Source organism: Kribbella sp. NBC_01505 (genome assembly GCF_045040285.1).
GTDB lineage: Bacteria > Actinomycetota > Actinomycetes > Propionibacteriales > Kribbellaceae > Kribbella.
In genome coordinates, this window is record NZ_CP109425.1 from 1,743,619 (window position 1) to 1,758,169 (window position 14,551).

Below are 14,551 nucleotides of genomic sequence, written 5' to 3' on the forward strand. Positions count from 1 at the left end.
GAAGTCGTAGAACCACTCAGGGAGAGTGAACCGCATGACAGCCCAGGTGCCGCACATCCTCGTCGTCGGAGGCGGTTACGTCGGGATGTACACCGCGTACGGACTGCGTCGCGCGGCCAGGAAAGGCAAGATCCGGGTGACCGTGGTGGACCCGCGGTCGGTGATGACCTACCAGCCGTTCCTGCCGGAGGCGGCGGCCGGTTCGGTGGAACCGCGGCACGTGGTGGTGCCGCTGCGCAAGACCCTCAAGGGATGCCGGGTGGTGACCGGCCGGGTGGTCGGGATCGACCACGCGCACAAGGTCGCGAAGGTGATGCCCGAGGAGGGCCCGGAGTACGAGCTGGCCTACGACCAGGTCGTGGTCGCGCTCGGCTCGATCGCCCGCACGCTGCCGATCCCGGGGCTGGCCGAGGAAGCGGCCGGGTTCAAGAACGTCGAAGAGGCGATCGCCTTGCGCAACAAGGTGCTCGACCGCCTGGACGTCGCGAGCTCGCAGCCGGATCCGGCGCTGCGCAAGTCCGCGCTGACCTTCGTCTTCATCGGCGGTGGGTACGCCGGGGTCGAGGCGTTCGCGGAGCTCGAGGACATGGCCCGCTACGCCACCCGCTACTACGACAACATCAAGCCCGAGGACATGCGCTGGGTCCTCGTCGAGGCGACCAACCGGATCCTGCCCGAGGTGGGCCCGGACCTGGGCAAGTACACGGTCGACCAGCTGCGCAAGCGGAACATGGACATCAAGCTGGAGACCCGGCTCGAGTCCTGCGAGAAGGGCCGCGTGGTCCTCAGTGACGGCGAGGAGTTCGACGCCGACACGATCGTCTGGACCGCCGGCGTGAAGGCGAACCCGGCACTGGCCGCGACGGACTTCCCGCTCGACGAGAAGGGCCGGGTCAAGTGCCTGGCCAACCTGCGGATCGAGGGTGTCACCGACGCCTGGTCCGCCGGCGACAACGCCGCCGTACCGGATCTCACCTCCGACACCGGCGCGTACTGCGCACCCAACGCCCAGCACGCCGTCCGCCAGGCCAACCGCCTCGCCGCCAACATCCTGCGGACCGTCGACGGCAAGCCGCCGCAGGACTACGAGCACAAGTACGTCGGCTCGGTCGCCAGCCTCGGCCTGCACAAGGGCGTCGCCCAGCTGTTCGGCATCAAGATCAAGGGCTGGCCGGCCTGGTTCCTGCACCGCACGTACCACGTCAGCCGCGTCCCCACCTTCAACCGCAAGGCCCGCGTCATCCTCGACTGGACCCTGGCCCTCTTCTTCCGCCGCGAGGTCACCTCCCTGGGCACCCTCCAGGCCCCCCGAGAAGAGTTCCGCCGCGCCACCGAGTCCTGACTAGCGGTCGATCGGAGCGGTGCCCCAGGTCGTGGGCGCCGCTCCCATCTGTAGGTCGATCCGCCCACCGTGCGTGGTGAAGGACTCGGGGAGCCAGGACTCGGTCCGGGGGCGGCCGTTCAGGCGGAGGGCGGCGACGTACTGGTTGGTGTCTGAGGTTGCTGGTGCTTCCACAGTGATCCGTACGCCGTTGCTGCGGCGCAGCTCGACCTTCGGGAAGAGGGGGCTGCCGACCAGCAGCTCGGCGCGGCCGGCGGTCTGGGGGAAGAGGCCGATGGCGGCGTAGATGTACCAGGCCGACAGCGTGCCGAGGTCGTCGTTGCCGGGCAGGCCGGCGGGGCCGGTGCCGTAGACGGTGTCGACGATCTCGCGGGTGGTGGCTTGGGTTTTCCACGGTACGCCGAGGCCGTTGTAGAGCCAGGGCGCGTGCAGACCGGGTTCGTTGGTCGGGTCGTAGCGGACCGCGCTACCGCCCTTGACCGCCCAGTTGCCGTTCTCGTCGTGGAAGAAGGCATCGAGCCGCTCAACCGCCTTGCCGTCCATCAGCGCGGCCAGGCCGGAGACGTCCTGCGGAACCATCCACGTGTACGTCGCGCTCGAGCCCTGCGCGAATCCCGTCTGGGTGGACGGGGTGAAGTTCGGCTCCCAGGTCCCGTCGGAGCGGCGCGCACGCTGGTAGCCGACGGCCGGGTCGAAGGTGTTCTTCCACCAACTCCCCCGTGCCTTCAGATCCTGTACGTCGGCGCCCAGCCGCTGCCCCCACTGCGCCAACGAGTAGTCGGCCAGGGAGTTCTCCAAAGTCTCGGCGGCACCGCCCCAACAGTGGCAGGCATCTTGAGGTGCGTATTGATGTGCCAGGTAGTTGTCCAGCGCAGGTCGTTGCCCGGTACATTGCCCTGGGCAACCACCGTCGTTCTCGGCATCGGCGTTCTGCACCCGCGCCTGCTCCGCAAGAGATTCGAACGCACCCCGTACGTCGAAGTTGCGCACCCCCATCGCGGCAAACGTGGCCAGCGTCGGCGCGGCCGGGTCGCCGGTCATCACGTGCGTCGGGCCGTTGTTGTGCAGCCAGCGATCCCAAACGCCCTTGTTCTGCTGGGCAAACTGATACATCGACTGTGCGAAGTCGCCCGCGACATCCGGTGTGAGCAGCGCCAGCAACTGAATATGCGCCCGATATTGATCCCACCCGGAGAACGTCCCGTACTGCGCCTTCTGACCGCGTGCGAGCCGGTGGATCTTCAGGTCGGCCCCCAGATACCGCCCGTCCACATCATTGAAGATGTTCGGCTGCAGCAGCACGTGGTAGAGCGCTGTATAGAAAGTAGTCCGCTGCGCAGCCGTGCCGCCGGTGATGTCGATCGCCCGGAGTTCCCGCTGCCACGCCGCGTACCCCTCCGCCGCGATCCGGTCCACAGTCGCGGACCGCCGTACCTCGGTGCGCAGGTTCTGCTCGGCGCCGGCCAGACTCACGTACGAGATCCCCAACTGCATCCGCACCTTGGCGCCCGGCGCGAACGTCACGTAACCGCCCGAACCACGCCCGGCCCGATCAGCACCGGTCGCGTAACCTTCACCGCCGGTGGTGTGCGTGCTGCCCGCGGCCAGGTCGCCGTTCTTCCAGGTGCCGTTGGCAACGACCGGCTGATCGAACGACGCGGTGAAGTACAGCCGGTAGTAGGTCTTCCGGTTGTTCACCCCGCCATTGGCCCGGCGACCGCAGAAGGCTCCGGTCAGCACGGATCCGGTCACCTTCCGCCCACTCGGGTCGATGGTGATCTCCGCGTCCTCGCTGCCGTTCAGCGAGTTCGACGTACGGAAGAGCAGGTTCGGCGTCTGGTCGGCCGGGAAGGTGAACTCGCCGACCCCGGCGCGAGTGGTCACCGCCAGGTCGGTCTTCACGCCGGAATCGAGCGTGACCGTATAGCGGCCCGGGACCGCTTTCTCGTTGGCGTGACTGAAGTTCGACGCGTACTTCGCATCCTTCGTGTCGGCCGTCGGCGACGAATCGACCGTCCCGACGTACGGCAGGATCGGGATGTCACCGGCCGCACCGGGGTTACAGCCCGCGCCGCTGAGGTGGGTCAGACTGAACCCGCGGACGCGCGTCACGTCGTACTGATAACCGTTCGCCGCACCAGTGCTGGTCTGGTCGCCGCGCGTGCTCGTCGGGCTCCACGAGATCATCCCGAACGGCCGGACCGCGCCCGGCCACGTCGTCCCGTCCCGCTGCGAACCGATCAGCGGATCGACAGAAGCGGCGGGGTCGTAAGACGGAGGCCGGTACGTCGCCTCGGCGGGTACTGCGGGGACCAGCAGAGCGAGCGTCAGAGCGGCTGCGACCAAGCGCATGGGGAGGCCTCCCGGTGGGCGGACGAACGTTCCAACGATAGAAGCCGCAGGTGACCGGTAGGTGTCTTGCGCAAGGTCTATTCGTGCAGCAGGCCCGCGTCGTGAACCAGCAGCGCGATCTGCACGCGGTTGTTCAGATCGAGTTTGGTCAGGATCCGCGAGACATGGGTCTTGACCGTCGGGACGCTCAGATAGAGGGTCGCGCTGATCTCCGCGTTCGACTTCCCCTCGCCGACCGCGACGGCGATCTCGCGCTCCCGCTCGTTCAGGTCGGCCAGCCGCTTGACCGCCTTGGTCTTGCGCTGGTCCTGCCCCGAGGCCGCGACCCGGGTGATCAGTCGCTTGGTGACGGCCGGCGACAACACCGGTTGCCCGCCTGCGACCCGCCGTACCGACTCGACGATCTCGGCCGGCGGGGTGTCCTTCAGCACGAACCCAGCGGCTCCGGCGCGCAGGGCCCGCAGGACGTGCTCGTCGGCGTCGAACGTGGTCAGGATGATGATCTCGGGCGCGCCCGGGCGACGGCGTACCGTCTCGGTCGCGGTGAGGCCGTCCGTGTTCGGCATCCGGATGTCCATCAGTACGACGTCCGGCGCGAGCCGCTCGATCAGCCCGGTGACACCGGTCCCGTCGCCGGCCTCGCCGACCACGCGGATGTCCGGCGCGCCGCCCAGCATCAGCTTCAGGCCGGCGCGCAGCAGCGGATCGTCGTCAACGATGAGTACCCGGATCATGACGGCCACGGTAGCCAGGCGTAGAGCCGGAAGTCGCCGTCGGGGGTGCGGCCGTGTTCCAGCCGGCCTTCGACGAGGGCCGCGCGTTCTTGCAGGCCTCGTAGCCCTTGCCCTTCGCCGCGTCGAAGGCCGGGAGCCGGGTTCCGCACCTCGACCTCGAGTCCGTTGCCTGCGGCACCGGTCACGCCGATCGTGACCCGCTCGCCCGGCGCGTGCTTCATCGCGTTGGTCAAACCTTCCTGGACGATCCGGTACGCCGTACGGCCGATGTGATCGGGGAGCGTCCCGGCCACCTCCCGCTCGAGCTCGACCGGTACGCCGGCCGCCTGGGACGCCTCGATCAACGCGGGAAGGTCCGCGAAGGACGGCTGCGGCAGCTCGCCGACCGGAGCTCGCAGTACGCCGATCACCTCGCGCAGATCCTGGAGCGCTTGATGCGCGCTGGCTCGGATGACCTCGGCAGCCTCGCCAACCTGCTCGGCGGACGCGTCGGGACGATAGGCGAGCGCTCCGGCATGCACGCTCAGCAACGACAACCGATGGCCCAGTACGTCGTGCATCTCCCGGGCAATCTCTTCCCGGGCTCGGAGCTGGCCCTGCTCGGCCTGCAGGCGGGCCACGGTCTCAGCCCGGTCGGCGCGGTCCCGCAGGGTCTGCAGAAGCTGGCGGCGGGAGCGGATGTAGAGGCCCCAGCCCGCGGTGGCGAGGTACAGCGAGGTGGCGGCGATGACGAGCGCAGCGTCGTCGTCCTGCTTCCGGATCTGGAGGTAGGCGATCAGCGAGAGCGCGTTCACGCCGAAGACCAGCGCGGTGGTCCGCCACGGCCGGTAGATCGCCACCGACATGATCAGCACCAGCGTCGGGCCGCTGGCCATGTCGGAGAAGGTCGAAACGACCGAGGCCAGCAGCGCCAACTGCACCGGCCACCGCCGCCGGAACCACAGCGTCAGGCACATCGCGAGCCCGGCCCAGAGGTCCAGCGCGGCCAGCGTCTCGGAGTGCAGTGTCTGCTTGCTCTCGTCCCAGACCGTCAGACCGAAGACCACCGCGACCAGGAAGACGACACTGTCCACGATCCAGTCCCGCGTACTGCGGCGACGTTGCGCGGACCGGTCCATGAGGACGACGGTACCGCCGAGAAACCGCTCTCCGCCGCGTTCCGGGCTGTCCGGATACCGAAGTCGAGGTGATCTCCTCCTTTGGTTGGCGGTAGGTTCCCGGGCATGAGCCAGCTCGCAGTCACCGTCATCGGCCCGGACCGCCCGGGCATCATCGCGGACGTCACCGAGGCCCTCGCCGGGACCGGGGTCAACCTCGAGGACTCCACGATGACGCTCCTGCGCGGTCATTTCGCGATGATGATCGTCTGCTCCGGCTCGCTGGACGAGGTGGCCGCGGCCATCGAACCGCTGCGGGGCGACCTGGTCATCACGGTCCGCGCGATGGGCCCGGAGAACGAGCACGCCGCGATCGGGCCGTCGTACCTGCTGAGCGTCCACGGCGCCGACCGCCCGGGCATCGTCGCCGCGGTCACCCGGATGCTCGCGGCCGCCGGCGGCACCATCACCGACCTGGCCACCCGGCTGAGCGGCGACCTCTACGTCCTGACCGCCGAGGTCGAGCTGCCGCTCACTGCCGACCTAGAGACGCTGGACCGCGCGCTGGAGATCGCCGCCGAAGAGCTCGGCGTCGGCGTCAGCCTGAGCCCGGCGGAGAGCGACGACCTGTGAGCGTCGCCCACCTCAACCAGACCCTCGCCACCTGGAGCCCCGCCCAGCTCGCCGCGGTCGGCGACGTACTGGCAGTGGTCCGCGCCCCGCACCCGGTCCTCGCCACCCCCGGTCTGGCCGTCGACCCGCTCGACCCCGTGATGGTCGCCCTCGCGGCCGACCTGGTCGCCACCATGCGCGTCTCCCCCGGCTGCGTCGGCCTGGCCGCACCTCAGGTCGGCATCTCCGCCCAGATGTTCGCCCTCGACGTCACCGGCCACCCCAAGACCCGCACCTGCCACGGCGTCTTCGTCCTCTGCAACGCCGTCGTCGTCGAATCCTCCCGCCAGGAGAAGGCCCGCGAAGGCTGCATGTCCGTCCCCGACTTCACCGGCGACGTCAAACGCGCCACCCGGTTGACGGTCACCGGCGTCCTCCCCGGTACGACGGACCAGGTCACCATCACCACCGACGCCTTCGAAGCCCGTGCCCTCCAGCACGAGATCGACCACTGCAACGGCAAACTCTTCCTCGACCGAGTCGCCGGAGCGCACGCCGTACACCCCCGCAAGGTCTACAAATAACGTACCCTCGACCCGCGCCCGGGTGGCGGAACGGCAGACGCAGCGAGCTTAAACCTCGCAGCCGAAAGGCGTACGGGTTCGAATCCCGTCCCGGGCACCGACAGCACTCGCCCCGGCGGACCGCCACCACTCACCAACTGCTCGCGGCCCGCGTGGTTCACGCTCAGCATGCCCTCGCTGGAGGGCTCGGCGGCGGGTTGGTCAGTGGCGCAGGTCCGCGTCACCCGCTGGCAGCTCAGTCGCAGAAGGCTTTGTCGAGGAAGGTGTCTACGGGGCCGTCCGAGTCGGCGGCGAAGTTGGGGGTCAGGACGAGGGTCGCGCGGCGGCGGAGGTCTTCGGAAGCGAATGACCAGGCCTGGTAGGTAAGGGCGTCACCGTCGTTGCCGTACACGGTGGTTCCGCAGGTGGTGGTGCGCCAGGCCAGCCCCAGGCCGTAGTGGCCGTTCTCGGTTCCGGGGGTTTTCATCTGCCGTAGAAGCCCCCGCGGGAGCAGGTGGCCACCGAGTAGAGCCGTGACGAAGCGATCCAGGTCGTGGGTCGACGAGATCATCTCGCCGGCCGCACCGAAGATCGACGGGTTCATCACGGAGAAGTCGAGCAGCTTGCCATCCGGAGACGGAACGTAGCCGTGAGCGTGGGGGCCAGTGAGCCGCGGGTCCGTGCCCGGGACGCTCGTGTCGTGGAGATGCAGGGGCCGGATCACCCGACGCTCGATCTCGAACGCATAGCTGTGGCCGGTGACCTTCTCGACGATCTCGCCGAGGAGCAGATAGTTCGTGTTCGAGTACTTGTAGACCTTGCCAGGAACGGTTGAGGTCGGCGGATTCGCGAGCGCTCGCTGGATGAGCTCGTCCGCGGTCCACGTCCGCCAGCGGTTCGCGTAGAACTCCGGCTGCGGCGGTCGCGGCAGTGTGTACAGCACGTCGTACAGGCCGCTCGTGTGGTTCATCAACTGCCGCACCGTGGCTCCGTTGGTCGGCAGCCCCGGCAGCCAACGGTCGACCGGATCGTCCAGCCCGAGGCGCTTCTCGGCAACCAGTTGCAGCGCCACCGTCGCCAGGAACGTCTTCGTGACGCTCCCGATCCGGAACCTCCCCGCCAACGGCACCGGCCGCGTAGTCCCGACTTCGGAAACTCCGCTCCGCCCACGCCAGACCGTGGCGCCGTCCCGCACCTGAGCCTGCGCTCCGACCCCGGCCGCGCTCACCACCTCGTCCAGCCCGCGCTGCAGCCCGTACGGCGTTGCCTCGGCCCGCAATGGCGCAGCCAGCAAGGCGATCGCGACGACAACCAACCCGACACGTCTCATCATTCCTCCACCCTGACCGGGCCGACGAACGAAGAGCACCCGGGATCGCCCCCAGTTCTCCCCGGCCTTTATTCGGTTGACATGGGTGACGGCGGTCGAGGACCGTGGCAACTCACCGATCAAGGAGTCGATCAACCCATGCGCCAACTCGTGAGCCTGCTGCCCCGCACCTACTGCTCACGAGGACACACATGGACCGCACTCCCGATCTCCCCCGACGCTGGCTGAATCTTGGCGTGCTGGCGCACGTCGACGCCGGCAAGACCAGCCTGACCGAGGCGCTGCTGCAGCTCGGCGGCGCTGTCGCGCAGGCCGGCCGGGTCGACGACGGTACGACGCAGACGGACAGCCTGGCGATGGAACGCCGCCGGGGCATCACGATCCGCGCCGCCGTCGCGACCTTCCACGTGGCCGATGTGGGCGTGAACCTCGTCGACACCCCGGGCCACCCGGACTTCATCGCCGAGGTGGACCGATCGTTGTCCGTCCTGGACGGCGCCGTGCTGGTGGTCTCCGCGGTCGAAGGCGTTCAGGCGCAGACGATCGTGCTGCACCGTGCGCTGCGGCGTCTCGACGTACCGACGATCTTCTTCGTCAACAAGGTCGACCGGATGGGCGCCGATGCGGGCCGGACGATTCGGCAGATCCAACGGCACCTCACCGAATCCGTTGTCCCGTTGAGCGTCGTGCACAACGCCGGTACGCCGGACGCGCGGGTCGAGGATGTCGGACGCGAGCAACTGTGCGCGGAGCTCGCCGGCCACGATGACGAACTGCTGGCCGAGTGGATCGACCACGGGCTGCCCTCGCGGGAGCGGCTCTGGCAGAGCCTTCGGTCGCTCACGCACGCCTCTGCGGTCCTGTGTGGTTCGGCGCGGACAGTCGTCGGCGTTCAGCAGGTGATCGACGCGGCGCGGCGCTTGTTCCCCACCTCGAGCGGCGACGCCGGCGGTCCGACCTCCGGGCAGGTCTTCAAGATCGAGCGCACGAGCAAGCGGGCACGCCTCTGCTCGATCCGCCTCCGAACCGGATCCCTCGCCGTACGGGATCATGTGGCGCAGGGCGTCGTGACCGCGATGCAGATCCATCAGCCAGGTGGTGCGGTGCCCGGTACGCGGGCGACGGCTGGCCAGATCGTGCAGGTCGAAGGGCTCGATCAGGCGCGTATCGGCGACTGGATCGGTCCGCGACCGAGCGGCGTACCGGCTCCGAACTTCCTGCCGCCCGCGTTGCAGTCCACGATCACGGCGCGAGACCCCGGGCAGCAGCACGACCTGCACAAGGCGCTGGCCGAGCTCGCCGACCTCGATCCGCTGATCACGTTGCGGGTCCGCGACGACGAACTCCACGTGAGTCTGTACGGGAGGGTGCAGCAGGAGGTGATCGCGGAGACGCTCGCCACCGAGTACGGCATCGAGGTGCTGCTCGGCCAACCGTCCGTGATCTGCGTCGAACGCCCGGCTGGGGTGGGCCACGCCGTACTGCGGTATGGCGAACCCGACCACCAGTATCCGTTCACGCTGGGCGTCACCGTCGAGCCGGCCGCGCCCGGAATCGGCGTTTCGCTGGTCGTCGCCGCCGAGCACGGGAGCCTTCCGCTGCACGTCTACGGCACCATCGAGGGCTTCCGCGAAGCCGTCTACCGGTATCTCGACGAGCCCCTGGCCGCCGGGCCGAACGGCTGGCCGGTCACCGACGTCAAGATCACCGTCGTCGAGAGCGGCTACCCACCGGCCGCCCCGCACCCCGCCCACGTCCGCTACACGACCGCCCTGGTCGTCAAGGAGGCCTTGGAGAACGCCGGGACCACCGTGTGCGAACCGATCGACCGGGTCAACGTCGAGTTCCCGAGCGACACGATGCCGGAGGTGCTGAAGGTCCTCGGCCGGTACGGCGCGATCGGCGAAACGACCACCCTGTCGAGCGAGCTCGCCGTCGTACAGGGTGCTGTGCGGACCGGTTCGGTCGATGCCCTACGCAACGAACTGACCGGCGCGGCCCACGGACTGGCCGTTGTGGATGCGCAACTCGATCACTACGCGCCGATCAGACGCCAGCCAGCTCGCGCGCGCGGTTGAGGACCGCGTCGGTCATGGCCTCGGTGAGTTTGCCGGTGAAGGTGTTCTGCTGGCTGGGGTGGAAGCAGCCGATGACGGTGACGCCGTCGATCTGATGTTCGACGGCGTGACCGAACTTCGGCCGCGGCTTCGGTACGGCGGCGCCCAGCGAACCGAGCCCGGCCAGCAGAGCGTCGTACCCGAACTTCCCCAGGCAGATGATGACGCGGGTGGAAGGGAGCACCAGCTCGAGTTCGCGGCGGAACCACGGAGCGCAGGTGTCGCGCTCGACCGGTGTGGGTTTGTTGGCCGGCGGAGCGCACCGGACCGCGGCGATCATCCGAGTGGCGTGCAACCGCAGCCCATCCCCCGCATGCTCGCTCGTCGCCTGGTTGGCCAAGCCGACGCGATGCAGCGCCGCGAACAACCAGTCGCCGGACCGATCGCCGGTGAACACCCGACCGGTCCGATTACCTCCGTTCGCGGCCGGTGCGAGTCCTGCAATGAGGATCCGCGGTTCCGCAGCTCCCCACCCGGGAATGGGCCGGCCCCAGTACGGCTGGTCCGCAAACGACGCACGCTTGCTGTGGGCAACCTCTTCCCGCCACTCCACCAACCGCTCACAAGCCCGGCACACCGAAACCCGAGCCTCCACCTCAGCCAGCCCACCCACCGCCAGCTCGCGCACCTCCCCCGCCGACCGAGCAACCGCCGTACCAGCCCCCGCCGGATCCTCCGGCCACCCACTCCCCGGCGGCACCGGACTCTCGAACAACTCCCCAGTCAACGGATGCGGCAACTTCACATGTTCAGACTAGTGGTGTGTCGCGTCTAAAACTTGAGTGCTGGCGGTGTCCAGGTGGGTGCATCGCAAGGCGGAGGGAAGGGCTCGATGTTTTTCCATCGTGCCCTTTCCTCCAACGCAGCGAGGTGCCCGCCTGGGCGCCGCCAGTGCCAAGGTTTAGACGCGACGCACCACTAGTTCCTCGACGGGCTGGAGCAGCGCCGTGCGGCGGGCGGTCGGGATTGCTAGGGCTAGTACGACGGCCGCGGCGGAGAAGGTGGCTAGGAGCAGGAAGGTGTTGGTGAAGCCGGACTCGGCGGGGAGGCCGTTGGGTTGAAGGTGGCCGGTGATGATGGAGCTGGCCAGTGCGGTGCCGATGGAGCCGCCGATGGTGCGGATGTTGGCGTTCATGCCAGTCGCGGCGCCAGTGTGCTCACGGGGAACGCTCTGCACGATAAGGCTGGTCATCGAGGCATAAGCAAGACCAAGACCGATTCCGAAGACGGCGGTCGAGAGTGCGACCTGCCATGGGTCGTCGTGGAACTCGGCGAACGCCAGCGAGGCGACGAGGATCAGGGCCGAGCCCACGATCACCTGCAGCTTCACCGGGAAGTACGGCGCCAGGTGGCCGCTGAGTGAGCCAGTGACCGCCATCGTGACCAGCATGGGCAGCATCAGCAGCCCAGCCTCCGAAACGGTCGAGCCGAAGCCAAACCCGGCCGCGGTCGGGATCTGCATGAACTGCGGCACGAACGCGTAGACCGCGAACATCGCCGCACCGAAGAGCAGCGCGACCAGATTCGTCGTCCACACCGCCGGCAGCCGCATCATCCGCATGTCGATCAGCGGGTTCTTCGACCGCAGCTCCACGGTCACCCAAGCAGCAGCCAGTACGACGGCCGCGGCGAACAGCCCGATCGTCCGCAACGATCCCCAGCCCCACGACCGTCCGCTGCTCAGCGGCAGCAGCAAGGCGATCAGCCAGCTCGACAGCAGGGCGGCGGCCAACCAGTCGATCCGGCCCGGAGCGCGACTCGGGGAGGCGGGGATGTAGCGCCGTACCAGCACGATCGCGACGGTGATGACAGCGAGCGGGAGCCAGAACAGCCAGCGCCAGCCGAGATTCTCGACGATCGGACCGGCGAGGACGATGCCGAGCCCACCGCCGGCGGCGATGATCGCGGAGACGACCCCGACGGTCGCCGGGACGCGCTCGGCCGGGAACTCGTCCCGGATGATCCCGAACGACAGCGGGAAGACGACGCCACCCACGCCCTGGATGATCCGGGCGATGATCAGTACGCCGATGTTCGGCGCGACGGCGGCGAGCAGGCAGCCGACTGCGAGGGCGGTCAGCCCGATCAGCAGGGTGCGGTCCTTGCCGTACATGTCGCCGATCCGCCCGAGCAGTGGTGTCGAGACCGAGACCGAGAGCAGCAGAGCGGTGAACACCCAGGTGACGGTCGTCGGGGTGGTGTGCAGATCGTGCTGGATCACCGGCAGCGCGGGGCTGACCAGTGACTGCAGCATCGAAAACGCGGCCACCACGGTGGCGAGCACCGCAAGCGTAAGCCGCGAGGAGTTTCCAGGCATGCGTGAGTCCTTCGAAAGAAGTGTGGAGTTTCTCGGCCTGGTAAAGTCGAGGTATGCCTCCACTATAACGGAGGCACCCCTCCGGTATCAACCGGGGCAGAGGTGGGAAGGTGATGCCATGGCGACAGAGACGACCAGGCCCGCGCTCCGGGTCGACATCAAGCGGCCCCAGCGCGCGGATGCCCGGCGGAACTTCGACGCCCTGATCACCGCCGCCCGGGAGGCCTTCGCGGCCAAAGGCGTCGACGCCTCGCTCGAGGACATCGCCCGCCGCGCGGGCGTCGGCATCGGCACCCTCTACCGGAACTTCCCGACCCGCCAGGACCTGCTGACCGCGGTCTACTTCGGCGAGATCGAGGAGCTCTGCATCGCAGCCGAGGACGTCGCCGACCTGCCGCCGTGGGAGGCGCTCACCACCTGGCTGCAGCGCTTCGTCGCCTACGTCGCCACCAAGCGCGCGATCTGGGAGTCGCTCAACCGCGAGACCGACAGCTTCCGCGAGGCCCGCGACGCGATGTACGCGGCCGGTACGCCGCTGTTCGAGCGCGCGCAAGCAGCCGGTGAAGCACGCACCGACGTCTCGTTCGACGACATGCTCCGGATGGTCAGCGGCCTGACCGGCGCCGGCTTCGTCGACGACGCCCAGCGCGACCGGGTCCTCCACATCGCCCTCGACGGCGTCCGCGCCCGCTGACTACAGCAAGGAGAGCGCGACGCCGTCCAGGATGTCGTGCTCGGAGACGATGACCTCGCCGACCGCCATCCGGTCGTAGAGCCGCTGCAGGATCAGCGCGCCCGCCCCGATCACGTCCACCCGCCCCGGATGGATCGCCGGGTTCTGGATGCGCTCCGCCTTGGTCGACCGCGTCAGCCAGTACGTCGTCTCCCGCAACTGCGGCCCCGAGATCCGCGCGTGATGGATCCGGGCCGAGTCGTAGTCGACCAGCTTCCCGACCACTGCCGCGACCGTCGTCACCGTCCCCGCAACCCCGATCAACGCCCGGGCAGTCGTCACCGGCACCCGCGTCGAGTCCAGCAGCGCGTCGATGTCCTTGATCGTCGCCGCAAGCTCGCCGGCAGTCGACGGATCCGCCTTGATGTGCCGCTCGGTCATCCGCACCGACCCGACATTCAGCGACTCCGCCGCAAGCACCCCGGAAGCGTCCCCGAGGATCAGCTCAGTCGAGCCACCACCGATATCCGCCACCAGATAAGGCCCCGGTACGGCGAGTGCCCCGAGCCCGCCGGTGGCTCCACGGAAGCTCAGCTCGGCCTCCTCCGCACCGGAAATGATCTCCGGCTGCACCCCGATCCGCTGGGCGACCCCGGCGAAGAACTCGTCCCGGTTGCTCACATCACGCGCTGCGGACGTCGCGACGAACCGAGTCCGAACCACACCGGCCGCGCGGATCACTTCGGCGTACTCATCACAGGCTTTGAAGACCCGCTCGAGCGCCTCGGGAGCGAACCGCCCGGTCGCGTCGACGCCCTGTCCGAGCCGAACGATCTGCATCCGCCGGTCGAGCTGCACGAGCCCGTCCGGGCCCGCCGTAGCGATCAGCAGCCGGATCGAGTTCGTGCCACAGTCGATCGCGGCAACCCGCTCAGACACAGGGCCCACGACGACCCCAGTCCTCCAAAGCGTCCAGCGTCTCGTCGCCCAGCGGGTTCACGCCACGCCCGGCAGCCAGTGAGTGGCCGGCCAGGACGTGCAGGCACTTCACCCGGGTCGGCATCCCGCCCGCGCTGATCCCGTCGATCTCGTCGACGTGCTGGATCGACTCCCGGTGCGCGAGATACGACTCGTGCGCAGCCCGGTAGGCCGCGGCCAGGTCGACATCCTCAGCCAGCCGGTCCGTCATCGACTTCATGACACCTTCGGCCTCGAGCGTGCCGATCGCCGACGCCAGTCGCGGGCAGGTCACGTAGTACGTCGTCGGGAACGGCGTACCGTCCGGCAGCCGGGGTTCGGTCTCGACCACGTCCGGCAGGCCGCAGCTGCAGCGGTGCGCGATGGACCGGATACCGCGCGCGGTCCGGCCGAGCTGCTTGCCGACGGTTTCGCTGTCGTCGGGGCTGACGCTCAA

13 protein-coding genes and 1 tRNA gene are annotated in these 14,551 nt (G+C 68.7%); 6 read left to right on the forward strand and 8 right to left on the reverse strand.

Going from position 1 to position 14,551, the window contains the following annotated elements:
- Positions 1 to 34 precede the first annotated feature (34 nt).
- Entirely contained in the window at positions 35 to 1,342 is a 1,308-nt protein-coding gene (locus tag OG474_RS07885) for an NAD(P)/FAD-dependent oxidoreductase (protein WP_405061556.1), read from the forward strand.
- On the opposite strand, the gene OG474_RS07890 is transcribed toward OG474_RS07885, so the two are convergent.
- The 3 genes from OG474_RS07890 to OG474_RS07900 all read right to left on the reverse strand — a co-directional run bounded on the left by OG474_RS07890 (position 1,343) and on the right by OG474_RS07900 (position 5,546).
- On the reverse strand, positions 1,343 to 3,694 hold the full coding sequence (locus OG474_RS07890) for a GH92 family glycosyl hydrolase (RefSeq protein ID WP_405061557.1): 2,352 nt from the start codon (positions 3,692 to 3,694) through the stop codon (positions 1,343 to 1,345).
- Positions 3,695 to 3,771: 77 nt separating this feature from the next.
- Positions 3,772 to 4,428, reverse strand: a complete 657-nt coding sequence (locus OG474_RS07895; protein ID WP_405061558.1) for a response regulator — start codon at positions 4,426 to 4,428, stop codon at positions 3,772 to 3,774.
- The gene (locus tag OG474_RS07900) at positions 4,425 to 5,546 is read right to left on the reverse strand and encodes a sensor histidine kinase (protein WP_405061559.1); all 1,122 of its coding nucleotides are present in this window, start codon (positions 5,544 to 5,546) and stop codon (positions 4,425 to 4,427) included. The genes OG474_RS07895 and OG474_RS07900 overlap by 4 nt, the downstream gene beginning before the upstream one ends.
- A 105-nt stretch (positions 5,547 to 5,651) precedes the next feature.
- On the opposite strand from OG474_RS07900, the gene OG474_RS07905 reads away from it, so the two are divergent.
- The 3 genes from OG474_RS07905 (at position 5,652) to OG474_RS07915 (ending at position 6,818) form a co-directional block, all read left to right on the forward strand.
- Positions 5,652 to 6,158: a glycine cleavage system protein R gene (locus tag OG474_RS07905; RefSeq protein ID WP_405061560.1), complete on the forward strand. Its 507-nt coding sequence runs from the start codon at positions 5,652 to 5,654 to the stop codon at positions 6,156 to 6,158.
- Positions 6,155 to 6,721 (forward strand): peptide deformylase, encoded by a 567-nt coding sequence (locus tag OG474_RS07910; RefSeq protein ID WP_405061561.1) that lies wholly within the window; start codon positions 6,155 to 6,157, stop codon positions 6,719 to 6,721. The genes OG474_RS07905 and OG474_RS07910 overlap by 4 nt, the downstream gene beginning before the upstream one ends.
- A 16-nt stretch (positions 6,722 to 6,737) precedes the next feature.
- A tRNA-Leu gene (locus tag OG474_RS07915) sits at positions 6,738 to 6,818 on the forward strand.
- Between the two features lie 138 nt (positions 6,819 to 6,956).
- On the opposite strand, the gene OG474_RS07920 is transcribed toward OG474_RS07915, so the two are convergent.
- Positions 6,957 to 8,033 (reverse strand): serine hydrolase domain-containing protein, encoded by a 1,077-nt coding sequence (locus OG474_RS07920; RefSeq protein WP_405061562.1) that lies wholly within the window; start codon positions 8,031 to 8,033, stop codon positions 6,957 to 6,959.
- A gap of 188 nt (positions 8,034 to 8,221) precedes the next feature.
- Between OG474_RS07920 and OG474_RS07925 the strand changes: the two genes are divergently transcribed.
- Positions 8,222 to 10,108 (forward strand): GTP-binding protein, encoded by a 1,887-nt coding sequence (locus tag OG474_RS07925; protein ID WP_405061563.1) that lies wholly within the window; start codon positions 8,222 to 8,224, stop codon positions 10,106 to 10,108.
- On the opposite strand, the gene OG474_RS07930 is transcribed toward OG474_RS07925, so the two are convergent.
- Together OG474_RS07930 and OG474_RS07935 are read right to left on the reverse strand one after the other, a co-directional pair.
- A complete protein-coding gene (locus OG474_RS07930) occupies positions 10,077 to 10,892 on the reverse strand; it encodes a uracil-DNA glycosylase family protein (protein ID WP_405061564.1) in 816 nt (271 codons plus the stop codon). The two genes, OG474_RS07925 and OG474_RS07930, sit on opposite strands and share 32 nt — an antisense overlap.
- A 156-nt stretch (positions 10,893 to 11,048) precedes the next feature.
- Complete coding sequence (locus OG474_RS07935) at positions 11,049 to 12,464, reverse strand: MFS transporter (RefSeq protein ID WP_405061565.1); 1,416 nt, start codon at positions 12,462 to 12,464, stop codon at positions 11,049 to 11,051.
- A 118-nt stretch (positions 12,465 to 12,582) separates the two neighbouring features.
- On the opposite strand from OG474_RS07935, the gene OG474_RS07940 reads away from it, so the two are divergent.
- The gene (locus tag OG474_RS07940; protein ID WP_405061566.1) at positions 12,583 to 13,158 is read left to right on the forward strand and encodes a TetR/AcrR family transcriptional regulator; all 576 of its coding nucleotides are present in this window, start codon (positions 12,583 to 12,585) and stop codon (positions 13,156 to 13,158) included.
- Here OG474_RS07940 and OG474_RS07945 read toward each other — a convergent pair whose 3' ends face one another.
- Both OG474_RS07945 and OG474_RS07950 read right to left on the reverse strand, forming a co-directional pair.
- Positions 13,159 to 14,076: an exopolyphosphatase gene (locus tag OG474_RS07945; RefSeq protein ID WP_405061567.1), complete on the reverse strand. Its 918-nt coding sequence runs from the start codon at positions 14,074 to 14,076 to the stop codon at positions 13,159 to 13,161. It abuts the gene before it with no gap.
- Complete coding sequence (locus tag OG474_RS07950) at positions 14,069 to 14,551, reverse strand: DUF501 domain-containing protein (RefSeq protein WP_405061568.1); 483 nt, start codon at positions 14,549 to 14,551, stop codon at positions 14,069 to 14,071. Before OG474_RS07950 ends, OG474_RS07945 begins: the two co-directional genes overlap by 8 nt.